This window comes from Amycolatopsis silviterrae (assembly GCF_042684085.1).
Classification (GTDB): Bacteria; Actinomycetota; Actinomycetes; order Mycobacteriales; family Pseudonocardiaceae; genus Amycolatopsis; species Amycolatopsis silviterrae.
In genome coordinates this window covers 1-17557 of the sequence record NZ_JBHUKS010000010.1, presented here as the reverse complement: position 1 = coordinate 17557, position 17557 = coordinate 1, and the positions used below count along the sequence as shown (strand labels likewise).

The window sequence follows — 17557 nt, the reverse complement described above, 5'->3', positions numbered from 1 at the left end:
GTATCAGCCGCCGGGGCAGGGCCGCTCTTCGCGCGCAAGAGCCGCCGCGAACGCCGCGTGCACGCTGAGAAACTGCTGTACCGACAGGTCTGCCGCCGTCCCGACCTGCTGCGGCGTCAACCGTCGAGACGCCCACGCTCCCCAGCGCAAGTGCGCTTCGGCGACGGTCAGCCGAGCTGCCTCGGCGGCGTGGTGTGCGCTCACACCGCGCAGGATCGCGTCGTGCATCAGCGCGGGAGTCGAGCGTTGTTCCCACGTCCGCAGCAACGCCATCGAGGACAGCCGATGCAGCGTCGACGACACACTCGGCGGTGCCGGACGGGGCCGGGGAAAACCGGTTCGGCTTCGCGGCGGCGCACCGTCCAGGCCGGGGCCGTCGGAGTCGTCAGTGATCAAGCTCGTCATTCGAGTCCCTCCCGGGCAACCGGGCGTGGCCGCTGCCTTCTGACGTGCGGTTACCCGCCGCCGGGCGGGCGAAACCTTGATCGTCAAGCGGGCGGGAACCAGCCGGCGGCACGGAATTCCCGGGACAGCGACCATCGTCTCCGTCAGCCATCTGAGTCAGGCATCGCCGCTAGCTGTGCGGAGCGGGTGCGCGGCGGCGCGTCGCGATGATGCCGATGAGCAGCGCGCAGATGCTGATCTGATAGAGCACGAAGGCCCAGGCCTGCGGTTCCCACGAGGAGATCGTCATGAGCGTGATCGTCGCGCCGGCTCCGACGAGGGCGTAGAACAAGACGTTCTCGGACTCGGGGTGGCGCCACGCCTTGACGACCGTCGGCAACGCGGCGACGGCATCGGCGGCGACAGCGAAAAGCACGGCGAGCGGGGCCGCGCCGAGCCCGAGCCAGATCGCCAGTGCGAGCGCGGCGATCACCGCACAGGCGACATCGAAGATCCCGCGGCGGGTGTAGTGGCGCCTGGTGATGACGCTCGTCAGGACCACGATCGACGGTCCCGCCCCCGCGGCGAGGGTCATCACGGCGGGAAGACCGACGTCGGAGTCCAGCTGAGCGAAAAAGCCGATCAGCGGCGCGGCTGCCCACAAAGACCAGGTGACGAGATTGGGCCGAACCCGCCCGCGCGTGATCGCGAACGCATAGCGGACGCTGCCGACCAGGCCGAGCGCCGCTCCCGCGAACACCCAGTGCGGGTCGAGCATCCTTGCCTCCATTCAGAGCACGGTGAGTAGACCCTGCCTGGCGGCATTCTCCGCGAGCCGTTCGGACGGCTCCGCACCCATTCCGTTACGCGTAACGATACTATGCGGGAATGGCAGCGAACCCCGGCCGCGCGGCGAGACCCGGCCGTCCCTCCAGCGTCGACCGTGCCGAAATGATCGCCGTGGCCGCTCGGATCGCCGACGACGACGGGCTCGAAGCGGTCACGTTCCGCGCTGTCGCCGCGGAGATGGGAACGTCGGCGATGGCAGTGCACCGGGCCAGCGGCGGCATCGACGCGCTGCGGCACCAGGTGGTCGCTCGCACTGTCGCGGACGCAGTGCGTGAATTCGTCTTGCCGGACGGCGGATGGCGGGCGAAGGCAACCGCGTTCGCGCACGCTCTTCGGGAGCTGCTGATGCGACATCCCCTTGTCCTTGAGGCACATCGGATGGCCTCACTCGACGCTCCCGGCGCGGACGCGATGGCGCACCGGATGGTGGCGTCGCTGCGCGAGGGGGGACTGAGCGACGAACACGCCGCGTACGGATACGCCGCCGTCCACGACTTCGTGACCGGGCACGTTGCGATCCGTCTTGGGCGAGGGGAGCTGGAGCTTCTCGTCATCGCCCCGGAACGGCGGGAAGCGTCGGTGTTCGCCGAGTTCCACGACTACGACCGCCGCTTCGACTTCGGCCTGCGCGTGCTGCTGGACGGTCTGGCGGCCGCGATGAAGGAGGATGCCGATGCAGGCCGGTGACGAAGCGATCGACCTGCCGCCCACCCGGACTCTCCCGGCGGGCGACCGCCGGATCGCCTGGTGCGAACTGGGCGCGGCGGACGGCGTGCCGGTGCTCGTCGCGCACGGCTCGCCCGGATCCCGGTATCAGCTCCTGCCGCTGCGGAAGGCGGCGGAGGCGCGCGGCGTCCGCCTGATCGTGCCGGACCGTCCGGGCTACGGCGAGACGTCGCCCGCGCCGGAACGGGGCTTCCGCGCTTGGACCGGCGACGCCGTCGCGCTGCTCGACGAGCTTGGGCTGGACACGGTGACTGTCCTGGGTTTCTCCGGCGGCGCGGGCTACGCGCTCGGCCTCGCCCTCGACAGCCCGGAGCGGGTGGGACGCGTCGTCCTCGCCTGCGGGATGCTGCCCGCCCCGCCACCGCAGGCGCTCGCCGGACGCATCCCCGTCGTGTCGCTTCTCTACCGGGTGTCCCGGTACGCCCCGCGCCTCGCGGCGGCGATGCTCGAGGGACGCGGCGTCTTCAAGAACACCCGCGCCGGCAGCCTGTCCGCGTGGCCCGCCGCCGACCGGGCGGTGATGGCCGACCCCGCGATCAGCGCCCTGACCGCGATCGACGCCGAGGCCGCTGCCCAGCAGGGTGCCCGGGCCGCGGTCGACGACCTCCGCCGGTACTACAGGCCGATGGATCTCGCCCGCGTCCGGCAACCAGTCCGCTTGCTGCACGGAACGGCCGACGGCAATGTCCCGATCGGCGTCGCTCGATGGGGCGTGACGCAGTTGCCGGAGGCGAGGCTGGACGTGCTGCCGGATGCGGGGCATTACTTCGCCGCAGCGCATCCGGAGACGGTGATCGACGCGTTGCGCGGCGTCGGCTGACGGCAGTCGAAGCAGCGAGCCGCCGGGAGTCAGCGGCGAAGGGCGCCGGCCAGCTCGGCGAGCGTGTCCAGCCGCAGGTCGAACCGATCCTGGACGGTGGGAGGGTCGCCGCCGGGGCGTTCGAGGTAGGCGGTGCGCAGGCCGGCCGCTTGCGCGCCGCGCAGGTCCCAGGCGTGCGCGGCGACCATCAGCAGCCGGTCCGGCCGCCGTCCCGCGCAGTCGATCGCGAGCTGGTAGACGGCCGGGTCCGGCTTGTAGGTGCGGACGGCCTGGGTGGAAAGCGCGGTGTGCCAGCGCAGTCCCGCGGACGCGTTCATCCGCAGCAGCGCGGTCGCATCCGCGTTGGAGAGGCCGATCAGCTCGTAGTCGGTCCCGAGACGGGCCAGCGCGTCGGCGGAGTCAGGCCAGGCAGGGCGCTGTTTCGCGGCGTGCGCGAGTGAGTCGACGACGGCCGGGTCAGTCAGGCCTGCGGCGTCGGCGACCTGCTGCGCGGCCTCGCGGTCCAGCGTCATGCCGGGAACGTAGGCGCGCTCGTTGGCGACGATCCGCTGGTGCTCGGTGGCGACGCAGCGATCCCAGAGCGCGACCAGGCGGTCGACCTGCCCGGGGTCGGGGACCGCCTTCGACAGTGCGGCGCGCAGGCCCGCGGTGTGGTCCACGAGGGTGCCCAGGATGTCGAAGACGAGGGTGTCGATGTCGTGCAGGGGCATGGCTCTCCCGGGATCGTCACTGGTTCAGGGAGTGATTTTGCAGAGCCGGGCGTCACTGGTCAAGATGGTGACGTGACCTTCGTCTTCGTCAGCGGCAACGCCGCCCTGGACCTCACCGGGACGCTGCAGTGGCGCGGCACCACTCCGCGCGACCAGCTAGCCGACGCCGCCGACCTGCGCCGATGGATCGACGAGGCCGGGCTGCTGTCCGACGGTCCGGGCGACGTCGGGACCCGCGCGTTCACCAGGGCCGTCGAACTGCGAGAGGCGGTCTACCAGCTGGCCACCGACCGGCTCGCGGGCCGGGCCTTCGACCGGAACGGGCTGGCTGTCGTGAACGAGGTCGCCGCCGCCCCCGGTCGGCGGTTCGAGCTGACCGACTCGGGTGCCCGGCTTCACGGTGACGTATTCGCGGTGCTCGCCGACCTCGCGGCGGGGGCGATCGCGCTGCTCGCGGACGGCGACGTGGTGCTCAAAGAGTGCGGGCGGGCGGACTGCTCCCGGCTCTACGTCGACCGGTCGCGAGGGGCCCGCCGCACCTGGTGCGGCATGGACGAGTGCGGGAACCGGGTCAACGCCGCGGCCTACCGCGCGCGTCGCCGCGACCGGACGTAAGGCGTCGAGAGTGCGTTCAGCCTGATCGCCACCGCTGTGCCTGCCTGTAAAGCCCCGCTGCCGTGCCCTCCGGGGCAGTTCTCCTGACTCCGCAGCAGCGGGGTAGAGGCCAGTGACCAGCAGGTCTTCCCGGACAGCCGGTTCTCCGAACGACACGATCGACCGCGCCGCGCGCTCCCGAACTTGTTCGTGACGAACACGTTCGTTATGCTGATTTCGAGCTGCAGTTCAGCAGCTGTCCGCACTCGGCTCTCCCCGGGAGGGGGTGATCGGCTTGACTGTCCCCGGCGAATCCGGCGGCGGAATGACCGCGGTTCCGCGGAATGTCCGGTGGGTGCTGCTCGGCGTACTGCTCGCGCTGCTGCTTTCGTTGCTCGACGCGCTGATCGTCGGCAATGCGATGCCCACGATCGTGCGCGATCTCGGCGGGCTGGAGCAGATGGCCTGGGTGGTGACCGGCTACACGCTCGCCACCGCGTGCTCGACTCCGTTGTGGGGCAAGCTCGGCGACCTCTTCAACCGCAAGCACATCTTCCTCGCGTCGGTCGTCCTCTTCCTGGTCGCGTCGGTGTTGTGCGGGATGGCGCCGTCGATGGGCGCGCTCATCGCCTTCCGGGTGGTGCAGGGGCTTGGTGCCGGCGGTCTCGGCGCGGGGGCGTTCGCGTTGATCGGTGTGCTCGTGCCGCCTCGGGAACGCGGTCGCTACCAGGGCATGGTCGCGGCGGTCACCGCGCTCGGCCAGCTCGGCGGACCGCTCGTGGGCGGTCTGGTGACGAGCCATCTCGGCTGGCGCTGGGCGTTCTATCTCAACGTTCCGGTCGGCCTGGTGTGCATCGTGTGGTGCGCGGTGCTGCTGAAGGTGCCCGCCGTCCACCGGTCCGCCCGGGTCTCGATCGACTGGCTCGGCATCGGCCTGCTGACCGGTGCGATCTCGGCGTTCGTCATGGCGGCCACCTGGGCGGGCGGCACCTACGCCTGGGGTTCCTGGCAGATCGTCGGGCTGGGGGTGCTGGCCGTCGTGCTGCTGGGCGCGTTCGTCCTCGTCGAACGGCGGGCCGCCGAACCGCTGATGCCGCCGCGCATCTACACCGGGCACCGCAACTTCCCGCTGTCGGCCGTGCTGCTGACGGTGACCGGGGCCGCCATGTTCGGGGCGACTCTCTACCTGCCGCTGTATCAGCAGGTGGTGCAAGGTGCCTCGGCGGCGAACTCGGGGTTCCTGCTCCTGCCGCTGCTGGCCGCGTCGCTCGTCGCGGCGAACATCGCGGGCAAGGTGATGTCCCGGACGGGCCGCTACAAGGTGTTCCCGATCGCGGGGGCGGCGTGCGTCGCGGCCGGGATGGGTCTGCTGTCCACTATGGACACCACGACCTCCCGGGCCGCCACCGCGGTCTACATGGCACTGGTCGGCGCCGGTACCGGGTTCAGCCTGCAGATGGCCAACACCATGGCGCAGAACGCGGTGCAGCTGCGCGACATCGGGGCGGCTTCGGCGGCCACCAATCTGTTCCGCAATCTCGGCGGTTCGCTGGGGATCGCCGTCTTCGCCTCGCTGTTCACCTCGGCGGTCACGGCCGGGGACGACGCCGGGCAGCTGTCCGGTGCCGCTCGTGCCGCCTATGTGCACGACGTGGCCGACGCGACCCACCTGATTTTCCTGACCGGCGCTTGTTTCGCGCTCGCCGCGCTGCTGGCCGCCGTGTTCGTGGAGGAAGTCCCGTTGCGCGGGACCAACTCCGCGGATTCCGAAAAGATTCCGTCATCCACTGTGGAGAGTCAATGAAGAACCACATCGTCAACGCCCGCGTCTTCGACGGGGAGAAAATCCTCGACGCCCGCACCGTGACGCTGGAGAACCAGTCCATCGTCGCGGTCGGCGAGACCCCCGCGCCGGGGGAGGCGACGTTCGACGCCAAGGGCGCGGCGCTCGTGCCCGGCCTGATCGACGCGCACGTGCACACGTCGCTCGACGGGCTGCGGGACGCGCTCCGCTTCGGCGTCACCACCGAACTGGAGATGCAGGGCTACTGGACCATGCAGCAGCGCAAGGAGATCGAGGAGGACGACTCGATCGCCGACGTCCGTTCCGCGCTTCTGGCGTTGATGGCCGACGGCGGGCACCCGGGCGAGCTGATGGACGACCTCGGCGACCACGGGCCGGGCGAGGGCGGCTGGAAGATGCCGCACGTGAGCACGCCGGACGAGGCCGTCGCGCACGTGAACGCGTTCGTCGAGCAGGGCGCCGACTACATCAAGGTCATGATCGAGGAGGGGACCGTGATGGGTCACCCCGGTCTCCCGATGATCGATCTCGCCGCGGTGAAGGCCGGCGTCGCCGAAGCGCACCGCCTCGGCATGAAGGTCATCGCGCACGCCGTCACGCTGGAGGCCACCCGGCAGGCGCTGGACGCCGGTGTAGACGGCCTCGCCCACCTGTTCATCGACCAGCGAGCGGACGAGCAGATCGTTTCCGCGCTGGCCGAAGCCGACGTGTTCGTCGCTCCGTGCCTGGTGATCAGCGCTTCGCTGATGGGCCGCAACGGTGCGGTGCTCGCCGACGATCCGCGCGTCGCGAGCAAGCTTTCGCCCGAGTGGCTGGAGACGTTGCGCGGCTGTTTCGGCGCCTACCCGGACGGCACGTTCCAGCATGCCCTCGACAACGTCGCCGCTCTGCACGCCGCCGGGGTCGACCTGCTTGCTGGCACGGACGCGTCGATTCCCGTTCCCTCGCACGGCGGCGTCGCGCACGGCGCGAGCGTGCACCACGAACTCTCGCTGCTGGTCCAAGCTGGTCTCAGCCCGGCGGAAGCGTTCACCGCGGCGACCGCCACTCCGGCACGCTGTTTCGGCCTGACGGATCGCGGACGCATCGCGCCCGGCATGCGGGCAGACCTCGTGCTGATCGACGGAGACCCGTTCCGCACGATCTCCGACAGCCTTTCCCTCGCGGCCGTCTGGCGCCGGGGAACCCTCCAGACGGCCTGATAGGAGAACTGATGAACCCCCGGATCGCGATCGTGCTCGGGAGCACCCGCACCGGACGCAAAGGCGCGGAGATCGCCGCGTGGGCGCAGGAAATCGCGAAATCCCGCACCGACGCGGAATTCACCCTGGTCGACCTCGCCGACCACGACCTTCCGCTCTACGACGATCCGATGCCCCCGATGCGGCGGTCCACGCTGCCGCCGCCGGTGCGGGCGTGGGCGGACGCGATTTCCTCGCACGACGGCTATCTTTTCGTCACCGCTGAATACAACCACGGGATTCCGGCTGCGCTGAAGAACGGAATTGACCAGCTCTACGGCGAATGGGCGGACAAGGCCGCGGCTTTCGTGAGCTACGGCGTAGACGGCGGCGTCCGGGCGGTCGAGCAGCTCCGCCAGGTGCTGGGCGCGCTGCGCGTCGCGACCGTGTCCGCGGCGACGTCGATCGGGCTGTTCACCGACCTCGCCGCGGACGGAAAACCCGGCCCGCAGCAGGAAAAGATGCTGCACGCGACCTTGGACCAGTTGGTGTCGTGGAGCCGCGCGCTGAGCGCCGAACGGCACCGGGCGGCGATTCGGTGAGCGCGCCGGACACGGTCGACGCGTTCCTCGCCCGGACCGCCGAGGCCTGGAACGCCGGCGATTCCGTGGCGTACGGCGGGGAATTCACCGAAGACGCGACCTACGTGATCTTCCCCGGCGACGTGCTGCTCGGCAGGGCGGCGATCATCGCCGGGCACGAGGAGGTGTTCACCCGCTGGCAGAAGGGCACGCGCATGGTCGTGCGAACGCTGCGGACGCACCTTCTCGCCGACAACCTCGTCGCCGTGCTCACCATCGGCGGGGTCGGCAAGCAGGACCGGGTGCCGTTCGACAAATTCCAGACCTACACGCTCGTGCGCCGGCCGGGCGGGCGATGGCAGTGCGCGGCATTCCAGAACACCTTCATGAGCGAGCGTTCCCAAGCCCACTACAACCAGAGCGGGGAGTGAACAATGCCAAAGTTCCGGATCAGCCCGGGAGTCGTTCTCGACTCGGTCGAGCTGACGGTCGGCGATCTCGGCCGCAGCGCGAAGTACTACACCGGGTCTCTCGGTCTCGACCTCGTCGGCGAGGCGGGGAGTCAGGCGCGGGTCGGCGTGTCCGGCCGGACTCTCGTGGTGCTGCACGAGATCCCGGGCGCGCGGCCCGCGCCGGAGTCGAGTCCCGGTCTCAGCCACGTGGCTCCGCAGGTGCCGCTGCGGTCCGACCTGGCCCGCTTCGCCCGGCACTACCTCGATCAGCATTCCGACGCCCGGCTGATCGACCACCAGGTCTCGGAATCGTGTTATGTCAGCGACCCGGACGGGCACACCGTGGAGGTCACCGCCCCGCGCCCGCGTGCGGAGTGGGGATGGGAGAACGGCCTGCCCGCGCTGGTCGCCGATCCGGTGGAGCTGTCCGCCCTGACCGACGGATCGGAAGCTCCCTTCGACGGCCTGGCCCGCGACACCGTCCTCGGGCATGTCCAGCTGAAGGTCACCGACGCCGAGCTGGCCGACACTGAGCCGTTCTATTGCGATCTGCTCGGCTTCGAGGTCGGCGCCCGGATGGGACGCAGGTTCCTCGGCGTCGGCCCAGGGGAGCAGCGCAGCATGATCGTGCTCACCAACCGGTTCGGCACCGGGGACAGCGCACCGGCGCCGGCCGACAGCGCGCGTCTGCTCGCGGTCAACCTCACGCTGCCCGGGGCGCAGGATGTCGAGGCGCTCGCCGAGCGGGCGCGGGCAGCGGGCCGTCCGGCCGAGCTGACCGGCGGAGTACTGACTGTTCAGGACCCGTCGGGGAATTCGCTGCGGTTCGCCCCGGCCACGGGCTGACCGGTCCGCGGGATGGCCTGCGGTAACGTCGGGGATCAAGATTGGCAGGCAAGGGGAGTGCGGTCATGAGCGCGAGGCGAACACCGGTGAGCAGGCGAGAGCGGCCCGCGAAACCGGCGCTGTCGCGGGAGGGAATCGTGGCCGCCGCGGTCGCGATCACCCGGTCCGAGGGCCTGGACCGGCTCACCATGCGGCGTTTGGCGAAGGAACTCGACACCGGGGCGGCCTCGCTCTACGTCTATGTCGCCGACATCGAGGAACTGCACGCCGCGGTCCTCGACGATTTCCTCTCCGAGGTCGAGATCGGCAGTACGGAAGGCGACTGGCGGGAACGGCTCCGGGCGCTGCTGGACTCCTACCGGGCGGTGCTGTTCGAGCAGCCGAGCCTGGCCAGGGTGGCGCTGGTGACGCGGATGAGCGGGCCGCGCTACCTCCGGGCGGTCGATGCCGCGCTGGGCCTCCTCGTCGAAGGCGGACTGTCGGAATACGGGGCGGCGCTGGCCGTGGATCAGCTGTTCCTGCAGGCCACCGCCTCCGCGGCGGAACACGGCACCCGGGCGAGGATGCCGGACGCGGACCGCCAGCACGAGGACCTGGTCGCGGAAATCGACGCCGCCCCGGCCGAGGAGTACCCGCACATCGCGCGCATCGGAAGGCTGCTGGTCGCGGGCACGCCCAGCGGCCGGACGAAATGGTCGTTCGACGTGATCCTCAACGGAGCACTGGCGACCCCGAGCCCCGAGCCGGAGTGAGCGCGGCGTCCACTGTGGAGCGAGGGCCCGGCCAGCGCGGTTCCGGTCCGGGCGAAACTCGCTGAGCGGCTACGATCGACGAGTGCCGACAATCAAGGATGTAGCGCGCCGGGCAGGTGTCACCCACGCGGTGGTTTCGCGCATCCTCAACGGCGACAAGGCCCTGCGGGTCCGGTCCGAAACCCGCGAGCGTGTGCTCGCGGCCGCGGCCGAGCTGGAGTACATCCCGCATCACGCGGCGAAGGCGCTTCGCGAGTCTCGCGCCGGTGCGATCGGGCTGGCGGTGCACGACCTGAGCAACCCGGTCTACAGCGAGGTCATCAAGGGCGCGCAGGAAGCCATCAACCGGTACCGGTCGGTGCTCATGCTGGCCGACGCCGCCGAACTTCACCGGGACGCGGCGACCTTCCGCCGCTTCGTCGCGAGCGACGCGATCGATGCCCTCCTGCTGCTGCCCGCGGGCGACGATTCCGACGCCGCGATCGTGCACGCCGCGGCCGCGCGCATCCCGACGGTCCTGGTCAACGAACGCTCCGCCGACTACCAGAGCGTCAGCGCGGACGAGCACACGGCCGGCCTGCTCGCCGTGCGGCATCTGGCGGACCTGGGGCACCGGGAGATCGGTCTCCTGCACCTGGACGGGTCGACCCAGCGCGGCGCGGACCGCGTCGACGGGCATGTCGCCGGGCTGCGGGAGCTGGGCCTCGAACTGGACGACCGCTGGGTCGGGGACGGCGGCCACGAACCCGAGTCCGGACGACGCGCCCTGCACCGGCTCGCCGAACGCGGGACGCTGCCGTCGAGCATCGTCGTGCACAGCGTGCAGGCCGCGGTGGGCGCGCTGGTCGCGGCGCGGGAACTCGGCATCGACGTGCCGGGGGAGCTGTCGATCGTCGGCTTCCACGACATGCCCTACGCCGCGTACTTCGAGCCGGCGCTCACCGTCGTCCGGATGGGGCTGCGCGAGATGGGCGCGGCCGCGGTCGAGACGGCGATGCAGCTGCTCGACGGCCAGACCGTGGACAAACAGGTCATGGTGACCGAGCCGGAGCCGCAGCTCATCGCCCGCGCCTCCACGGCGGCACCGCGCGCGTCAGGCAGCCCTTCCGCTCGTTGACCGAGCCACACCGCTGACCACATGACGGTCTCTTGGCCGGGTTGGTAACACGTGTTACCGTCGTCTTGTCCGCGCCTCCAGCTCGCCGGACTCCCGACACGTCAAGGAAGACGCCTCATGCCGACCTCACCCAGCAGCAGGCCGCGGATCGTCGCGGCAGCCGTCGCCGGAAACTTCGTCGAGTGGTACGACTTCGCGATCTACGGCTACTTCTCCGCCGTTCTGGCGAAGGTCTTCTTCCCGGAGAGCGCGGGGTTCGTGGGCTTGCTCGCGACGCTGGCGATCTTCGCGGCCGCCTTCGTCCTGCGGCCGGTGGGGGCGCTGGTGTTCGGGCACCTCGGGGACCGGCACGGGCGGCGCTGGGTGCTGGCCGTCGTCATCCTCATGATGGCGATCGCCACCGCGTTGATCGGCGTGCTGCCCACTTACGGGCAGGTCGGGGCGCTGGCTCCGGTCGCGCTCACCATCCTCCGTCTCGTGCAGGGCTTCTCCGCGGGCGGCGAATTCGGGGGAGCCGCCTCGCTGCTGTTCGAGTCCGCCGACCACCGGCGCCGCGGGCTGATGGGCTCGGCGCAGCCGGCGAGCATCGTGGCCGCACTGGCGGTTTCCGCTGGTCTGGGCACCGCGCTCACCTCGGTGATGAGCGAGGAGTTCCTGCACGGCTTCGGGTGGCGCATCCCGTTCCTGCTCTCGCTGCCGCTCGGCCTCGCGGGCTGGTACATCCGCCGCCGGATCGACGAGTCGCCCGCCTTCACCGAGCTTCAGGCGACCGGCACGGTGGAGGAAGCGCCGATCAAGGAGGTCTTCCGCTCCAGCTGGCGGATGATCATCGCGGGCACGGCGGCGATCGTGTCGTGGACGGCGGGCGGCTACGTCACGCTCCAGTTCCTGCCGACGTTCTTCGAGGGCGTCCTGAAGCGCCCGATCAGCCAGGGCTTGACCGCGTCGCTCGTCGGCCTCAGCGCGTATGCGGTGTTCGTCGTCCTCGGCGGCTGGCTGTCGGACCGGTTCGCCCGCTGGAAGGTCATGCTGGCGGGCGCGGTCCTGCTCGCCGTGCTGGCGGTGCCCGGATACCAGCTGCTCATCGCGGGAACGACCGTCTCGATCGGCGCCGCGGTGCTGTTGTTCGCCGCGGCGCTCGGCCTGGTGGCCGGTCCGACGCCCGCGCTGCTGTCGGAACTCGCCCCGGACGGCGTGCGGACCTCGTTCCTCAGCATCGTCTACGCGGTGGCGAACGCGGCGTTCGGCGGCGTGGCCCCGTACATCGTGGTGGCGCTCGTGTCGTCCACTGGGTCGCTGCTCGCGCCCGCGTACTACCTCGTCGTGCTGCAGGTCGTGGCGGTCGCCGGCCTGGTCGCCGTCGGCGTGCACCAGCGCAACCGAGCGCGCCGGCCGTCGCCGCAGGCAGCGCGCTCGTCCAGCCCCGTCCATCACGACTGACAGGAGAACCAGGCCATGACGCGCCTCCGGGGGCTGACGTGGGATCACTCTCGCGCCATCGACCCCATCGTCCGTACGTCCGCGGACTACGAAGCCCGTACGGGCACGTCCGTCGAGTGGACCGCGCGAACGCTCGAACAGTTCGAGGACGTTCCGCTCGACGAGCTGGCGGACGAGTTCGACATCCTGGCGATCGACCATCCGCACGTGGGAGACGCCGCGCGAGCCGGTGTTCTCGTGCCGTTCCCGCCGGAGGTGCTGGAAAGCCGGGCCGCGGCCTACGTCGGGCCGAGCCTGCGCAGCTATGTGTGGGAGGGCCGGCTCCTGGCCCTGCCGGTCGACGCGGCCTGCATGGTGAGCGCGGCGAGGACCGGGACCGACCTCCCGCGCACGTGGCCGGACGTCGTCGCGCACCTGACCGTGCTCGGACCCGGACGTACTCTGCTCGCCGCGAACCCCACGCATCTGTGGGGGACTCTGCTGTCGATGTGCGAAGCCGTCCACTCAGGACACTCGCCCTGGTGGACTGATGGCGGGCTGGACGCCGACACTGCGGTCGAGGCCTTGGCGCTGCTGCGCGAGGTGCTGGCACTGCTGCCCGAGCGGTCGTTCGACGCGAACCCGATCCAGGTGCTCGACGAACTCGCGGGTGCCGGTCCCGCGCAGTACACGCCGTTGGTTTTCGGCTACTGCACCTACGCGCTGGACGGGCGGGTCACGTTCTCGGACGCACCGGTCGCGACGGCCACCGGGTCGCTCACCGGCGGAGTCGGGCTCGCCGTGTCGGCTCGCTCGACACACCCGCACGAGGCGGCGGACTTCGTCGTTTTCGCGACGTCCCCGGAGATCCAGGCCGGGCCTTACCTGGCCGCAGGGGGCCAACCCGCCGCTGCTCGCGCCTGGCGCGACCCGCACGCCGGGGGATTCTTCCGCGGGACGCTCGCGACCATGCAGCAGTCGTTCGTCCGCCGTCGGGTGCCGTCGTTCCAGCGCGTGGCCGCATCCGCGTTGCACGACCTGGTCCGCGGAGGAGCCGACAACGCGCGGATTGTGCTGCGCCTCAACGATTTGTGGGCCGGTGCGCATGTCGGCTGACACGCTGCCGGAGATCCTGGAGCAAAGCTACGAGGCGCACGGCGCCGCTCCCGCGCTGCTGCACGAGGGACGCTGGCTCACGTTCGCCGAGACGGCCAAGCTCGCCCAGGGCCTCCACGCGCTGCTCGCCGAGCACGGGGCCGCCCAAGGCGATCGCGTCGTCGTGCACCTGGAGAACGGCGTCACGACCTGGCTGCTTGATCAGGCGCTGCTCGGATTCGGCCTGGTCCGGGTCGCCGTCTCAGCGCGGCTGCACGTCCTGGAGGTCGCCGCGATCTGCCTCGACGCGGAGGCAGCCGTCGTGTGCGCCGACCCCGGGCAGGCCGACCAGCTGCGAGCCGCGCTGCGCGACGCTGGCGCCCGCACCGTCGTCGTCAGCCTCGACGCCGACCGTCCGCCCGACCTGTCTGGTGCCGAGCCGACAGTGCTGGCGCGCCCGCACCCCGACGACGTGGCAATGCTGATGTACAGCTCAGGCACCACGGGCGCGCCGAAGGCGGCAGTGGTCACGCAGGGTGCGTGGGTGGCGCGGACCCGGAATTCGCTCGCCCACCTGCCGCCGGTGACGGAGGCGGACACGGTGGTTCTCGCGGCCCCGGCGGCCCACTTCGCCGGGTCGGTCGCGCTCGACTGCTTCCTCCAGGGCGCGCGGATGGTGATCGAGCGGCGATTCGACGCCGACGCCGTCCTGGATCTGGTCGACCAGCACGACGGCACCGTCGTACCGCTGGTGCCGGTCCTGCTGGCCCGCCTCGTAGACGCGGCGACCGCCCGGCCCACCAGCGGTCGGCACCTCCGCTGCCTCCCGTACGGTGGCTCCGCGGTGAGCACCGACGTGCTGGTCCGCGGGGCCCGCCGGTTTCCAGGCGTGCTCACCCAGTTCTACGGGCTCGCCGAAGCCCTTGCGCCGCTTACCGTCCTGAGCCCGGCCGACCACGACGAAGCCGCCGCGAGCCGCCTCGGGTCGGCGGGCAGGTTCGTCGACGGCGTCGAGCATCGGGTGAACGACGGCGTCCTCACGGTGCGAGGCCCGATGGTCATGCCGGGCTACTGGCGCCGGCCGGATCTCGACGCGCAGGTGCTCTCCGACGGCTGGTTCACCACCGGCGACCAGGCCGCTGTTGACGACGACGGCTACCTGCGGCTGACGGGGCGCAGTTCGGACGTCATCGTCTCCGGCGGCTACAACATCCAGCCCCGCGAAGTGGAGCAGGTCATCGAGCGGATCCCCGGGATCGCCGAGGTCGCCGTGGCGGGCGTGCCGGATCGCGAGTGGGGCGAGGCGGTGCACGCGTTCGTGGTCGTCAACGCCGATCCGTTGCGGGATAAGGAAACCCTGACAGCGGTCCTGCGCGACGCGTGCGCGGGCGCCGTCGCCTCGTACAAGAAGCCGAGACACGTCCACGTGCGGAACAGCTTGCCGCGCAACCACTACGGCAAGGTCGACCGACGGGCTCTGCGGGAGTCCGTCGCGCCTGAGCCGCCGACGAAGGAGAAAGAATGACCCAGGCGCTCGAAGGGATCCGCGTCCTCGACTTCACGCAGATGATGCTCGGCCCGTACGGGACGCAGATGCTCGCTGACCTCGGGGCGGACGTCATCAAGGTGGAGCGCCCCGAAGGCGAGTGGGAACGCTCGCTGGAGATGATGGGCGGCTTGGTCGCGGGGGAGTCGGCCGCGTATCTCGCGATGAACCGCAACAAGCGCTCGCTCGCCCTGGACCTCAAGGACCCGGCGTCGCTGGACGCACTGCTGCGCCTCGCGGCGACCTGCGACGTCGTGGTGGAGAACTTCCGCCCGGGCGTCATGGACCGGCTGGGACTGGGCTACGACGACATCCGCGCGGTGCGGCCCGACGTTGTCTACTGTTCCGGCTCGGGCTGGGGGCAGGACACGCCGTTCGCCCGCGAGCGCCGCCCCGGGCAGGACCTCCTGATCCAGGCGATGTCGGGCCTCGCGGCGGCTACCGGACGGCGTGGCGACCCGCCGACGCCCGCCGGGACCGCGATCGTCGACCACGCCACCGCGCTCACCCTGGCGAACGGGATCCTCGCCGCGCTCGTCGCGCGGGAACGGCACGGGATCGGGCAGCGCGTCGAGGTGGACCTCTACTCGACCGCGATCGCCATGCAGTGCCAGGAAATCTCCGCTTTCCTCAACCAGAGCAGCAGTTACGAGCGGTCCGAGGAAGGCATCGGCCAGGCATGGCTGTCGGCTCCGTTCGGTGTCTACGCCGCGCAGGACGGCTGGATCGCCGTGGCGATGGCCCCGTTGGACGCCGTCGGCGAGGCAGTGGGTGACCCGTCGCTCGCCGATCTCGACGCCTGGGCGGACCGGGACGAGGTCAAGCGACGGCTGGAGTCGATCGTGCGCCAGGAGCCCGCCGCGCAGTGGGTCGAAAAGCTGGGCGCGGCCGGACTCTGGGCGGCGCGCGTGCGGACCACTGAGGAGGCCGTCGCCGAACTGCGGGAACAGGACTCGGACCTCCTGGTCACGACCGACGGCCCCGACGGCTCCCCGATCTCGCTGATCGGCTGCCCCGTCACCCTCAGCGAGACGCCTTGGCAGCTTCGCTCGGCCCCGCCGCGGGCAGGCGAGCACACGACCGAGGTGCTGCGCGAGGTGCTCACCGAGGAGGAAATCGCCCGCCTCGTGAAGGAGTTCCGCCCATGACTGACGAACGACGCGTCCACCCCAACCTGGTCGTGCGCGACGAGGGCGCGGTCCGGATCCTCCGGATCGACCGAGAGGACAAGCTAGGCGCCTTCTCCGGCTCGCTGATCGCCGCTCTGGGAAAGGAAATCACCGCTCTACGGGACGCCGCGGACGTGCGCGCCGTCATCCTCACCGGCACCGGCCGGGGCTTCGTGGCCGGAGCCGACATCGCCGAGTACGGCACTTCCTCGCGGGCGGAGTTCGAGGCCTACCAGCGCCGCTCGCGGGTGGTCTTCGACGCGCTGAGCGCCCTGCCGCAACCGACCGTCGCGGCCGTGAACGGCTACGCGTTCGGCGGCGGCTTCGAGATCGCCTTGTGCTGCGACGTGATCCTCTGTGCGGAGACCGCCCGATTCGGCCTGCCGGAGATCAAACTCGGCCTCATCCCCGGCGGAGGCGGCCCGCAACGCCTGGCCCGCCAGGTCAGCCCAAGGTGGACGAAGGAGCTGGTCCTGACCGGCCGCACGGTGTACCCGGAGGAGGCGCTGGCGCGCGGAGTCGTCGCCAAGGTCTTGGCCCCCGACGACCTGCCCGCCGCCGCGCTGGACCTGGCGACGACGCTCGCCCGCCAGCCCGCCGAGGCCGCCCGCGCGGCGAAGCAGCGCATCGACGACGGGGCGGAGCAGGACCTGGCGACGGCTCTCGGCGAGGACCAGGAAGCGCTGGGGAGGCTGTTCGACACCCCGGACGCGAAGGAGGGCATCGACGCGTTCATCCAGAAGCGCCCACCCGAATTCGGCTGATTCTGAAGTCCTGGCAGGCATCGCCGCCGGTCGCGCACCTGCTGACCGTCCATGTCGAAAAAGGCTGGCCAGGGCCGCTGCGGCTCTCGGCGGGTGGCAGGAGCCGAGTTGGCTGTCCGTGAGGGGAACCTTCACGGACTCTGATTCCCGTGCCAGGGACTTCAGGCGGCGTTATGGGCGTGGCTGAGGCGTGTCCGCCCAGGCCGAAGCCACTGGCGGACCGGGGCGGTTTGCGCCGGGGCCGTTGCGGGCAGCGGGCAGCGGGCACTGGGCGTGTCGTCCGTGAGGGGCACCCTGAGGGACTCTGATTCCCTCTGAACTGCGCCCCGGAAGTTGGACTGGGAATCCAGTTCCAGTTGTCCGGGGAGTGGTTCGTTTGCATCCACGAAGTTCGTTGTCTGAGTGGCAGCGGGCGTCCGCTGTCGCGTTGTTCGAGGACGGGTATGGCGCAAAGGCTGTGGCATCCCGGTTGGGGGTGTCGGCGGGCGCGGTGCGACGCTTGCGTGATCGTTGGAGGCTGCGGAGCGCGGGAGCGCTGATGAACAAGCCAGGCAGGCGGTCGTTCACGTTCGAGTTCAAGCTGGAGGTCGTGCGCCGGTATGCGGAGGGCGAGGCGACCGCGGTCGAGCTGGCGCGCGAGCACGGGCTGTCCTCGCCCAAGCTCGTGGAGAACTGGGTGCGGGCGTACCGGCGCGACGGCGAGGAAGCGTTGCGGCCCAAACGGAAAGGCCGCCCCCCGGCCGCAGCG

General features: G+C 70.9%; 19 protein-coding genes and 1 pseudogene. 17 read left to right on the top strand and 3 right to left on the bottom strand.

The window, feature by feature from the left end; all coding sequences use genetic code 11:
• Positions 1-3: 3 nt before the first annotated feature.
• Together ACFSVL_RS14775 and ACFSVL_RS14770 are read right to left on the bottom strand one after the other, a co-directional pair.
• Positions 4-405, bottom strand: a complete 402-nt coding sequence (locus ACFSVL_RS14775; protein WP_378304409.1) for a hypothetical protein — start codon at positions 403-405, stop codon at positions 4-6.
• Between the two features lie 169 nt (positions 406-574).
• Positions 575-1174 carry a hypothetical protein gene (locus tag ACFSVL_RS14770; RefSeq protein WP_378304408.1) on the bottom strand — a complete coding sequence of 200 codons (600 nt, stop codon included), beginning with the start codon at positions 1172-1174 and terminating at the stop codon, positions 575-577.
• A gap of 98 nt (positions 1175-1272) precedes the next feature.
• Here ACFSVL_RS14770 and ACFSVL_RS14765 point away from each other — a divergent pair, with 98 nt between their 5' ends.
• Together ACFSVL_RS14765 and ACFSVL_RS14760 are read left to right on the top strand one after the other, a co-directional pair.
• Positions 1273-1920, top strand: coding sequence for a TetR/AcrR family transcriptional regulator (locus ACFSVL_RS14765; protein ID WP_378304406.1), 648 nt, complete (start codon positions 1273-1275; stop codon positions 1918-1920).
• Positions 1907-2779 (top strand): alpha/beta fold hydrolase, encoded by an 873-nt coding sequence (locus ACFSVL_RS14760; RefSeq protein WP_378304404.1) that lies wholly within the window; start codon positions 1907-1909, stop codon positions 2777-2779. Before ACFSVL_RS14765 ends, ACFSVL_RS14760 begins: the two co-directional genes overlap by 14 nt.
• Before the next feature lie 29 nt (positions 2780-2808).
• Here ACFSVL_RS14760 and ACFSVL_RS14755 read toward each other — a convergent pair whose 3' ends face one another.
• Positions 2809-3489 (bottom strand): haloacid dehalogenase type II, encoded by a 681-nt coding sequence (locus ACFSVL_RS14755; RefSeq protein ID WP_378304402.1) that lies wholly within the window; start codon positions 3487-3489, stop codon positions 2809-2811.
• A gap of 72 nt (positions 3490-3561) precedes the next feature.
• Between ACFSVL_RS14755 and ACFSVL_RS14750 the strand changes: the two genes are divergently transcribed.
• From ACFSVL_RS14750 to ACFSVL_RS14680, 15 genes and pseudogenes are all read left to right on the top strand, one after another.
• Positions 3562-4104, top strand: coding sequence for a CGNR zinc finger domain-containing protein (locus ACFSVL_RS14750; RefSeq protein ID WP_378304400.1), 543 nt, complete (start codon positions 3562-3564; stop codon positions 4102-4104).
• Between the two features lie 274 nt (positions 4105-4378).
• Complete coding sequence (locus ACFSVL_RS14745) at positions 4379-5887, top strand: MDR family MFS transporter (protein ID WP_378304398.1); 1509 nt, start codon at positions 4379-4381, stop codon at positions 5885-5887.
• Positions 5884-7089: an amidohydrolase family protein gene (locus tag ACFSVL_RS14740; protein ID WP_378304396.1), complete on the top strand. Its 1206-nt coding sequence runs from the start codon at positions 5884-5886 to the stop codon at positions 7087-7089. Before ACFSVL_RS14745 ends, ACFSVL_RS14740 begins: the two co-directional genes overlap by 4 nt.
• Positions 7090-7100: 11 nt before the next feature.
• Positions 7101-7670 carry an NADPH-dependent FMN reductase gene (locus tag ACFSVL_RS14735; RefSeq protein WP_378304394.1) on the top strand — a complete coding sequence of 190 codons (570 nt, stop codon included), beginning with the start codon at positions 7101-7103 and terminating at the stop codon, positions 7668-7670.
• A complete protein-coding gene (locus ACFSVL_RS14730; RefSeq protein ID WP_378304392.1) occupies positions 7667-8080 on the top strand; it encodes an SgcJ/EcaC family oxidoreductase in 414 nt (137 codons plus the stop codon). The genes ACFSVL_RS14735 and ACFSVL_RS14730 overlap by 4 nt, the downstream gene beginning before the upstream one ends.
• Before the next feature lie 3 nt (positions 8081-8083).
• Positions 8084-8947, top strand: coding sequence for a VOC family protein (locus tag ACFSVL_RS14725; protein WP_378304390.1), 864 nt, complete (start codon positions 8084-8086; stop codon positions 8945-8947).
• A 65-nt stretch (positions 8948-9012) separates the two neighbouring features.
• The gene (locus ACFSVL_RS14720; protein ID WP_378304388.1) at positions 9013-9699 is read left to right on the top strand and encodes a TetR/AcrR family transcriptional regulator; all 687 of its coding nucleotides are present in this window, start codon (positions 9013-9015) and stop codon (positions 9697-9699) included.
• 82 nt (positions 9700-9781) lie between these two features.
• Positions 9782-10816, top strand: a complete 1035-nt coding sequence (locus ACFSVL_RS14715) for a LacI family DNA-binding transcriptional regulator (RefSeq protein ID WP_378304386.1) — start codon at positions 9782-9784, stop codon at positions 10814-10816.
• A 117-nt stretch (positions 10817-10933) separates the two neighbouring features.
• The gene (locus ACFSVL_RS14710) at positions 10934-12256 is read left to right on the top strand and encodes an MFS transporter (protein WP_378304384.1); all 1323 of its coding nucleotides are present in this window, start codon (positions 10934-10936) and stop codon (positions 12254-12256) included.
• Positions 12257-12271: 15 nt separating this feature from the next.
• The gene (locus tag ACFSVL_RS14705) at positions 12272-13351 is read left to right on the top strand and encodes an extracellular solute-binding protein (protein ID WP_378304382.1); all 1080 of its coding nucleotides are present in this window, start codon (positions 12272-12274) and stop codon (positions 13349-13351) included.
• Positions 13341-14855: a class I adenylate-forming enzyme family protein gene (locus tag ACFSVL_RS14700; RefSeq protein WP_378304380.1), complete on the top strand. Its 1515-nt coding sequence runs from the start codon at positions 13341-13343 to the stop codon at positions 14853-14855. The genes ACFSVL_RS14705 and ACFSVL_RS14700 overlap by 11 nt, the downstream gene beginning before the upstream one ends.
• Positions 14852-16024, top strand: a complete 1173-nt coding sequence (locus ACFSVL_RS14695; protein ID WP_378304378.1) for a CaiB/BaiF CoA transferase family protein — start codon at positions 14852-14854, stop codon at positions 16022-16024. The genes ACFSVL_RS14700 and ACFSVL_RS14695 overlap by 4 nt, the downstream gene beginning before the upstream one ends.
• A complete protein-coding gene (locus tag ACFSVL_RS14690) occupies positions 16021-16809 on the top strand; it encodes an enoyl-CoA hydratase/isomerase family protein (protein ID WP_378304376.1) in 789 nt (262 codons plus the stop codon). The genes ACFSVL_RS14695 and ACFSVL_RS14690 overlap by 4 nt, the downstream gene beginning before the upstream one ends.
• A 367-nt stretch (positions 16810-17176) precedes the next feature.
• A pseudogene (locus ACFSVL_RS14685) lies at positions 17177-17314 on the top strand (helix-turn-helix domain-containing protein); the annotation flags it as partial.
• 33 nt (positions 17315-17347) lie between these two features.
• The coding region (locus ACFSVL_RS14680; protein ID WP_378304681.1) for a transposase at positions 17348-17557 on the top strand (210 nt) is incomplete at its 3' end.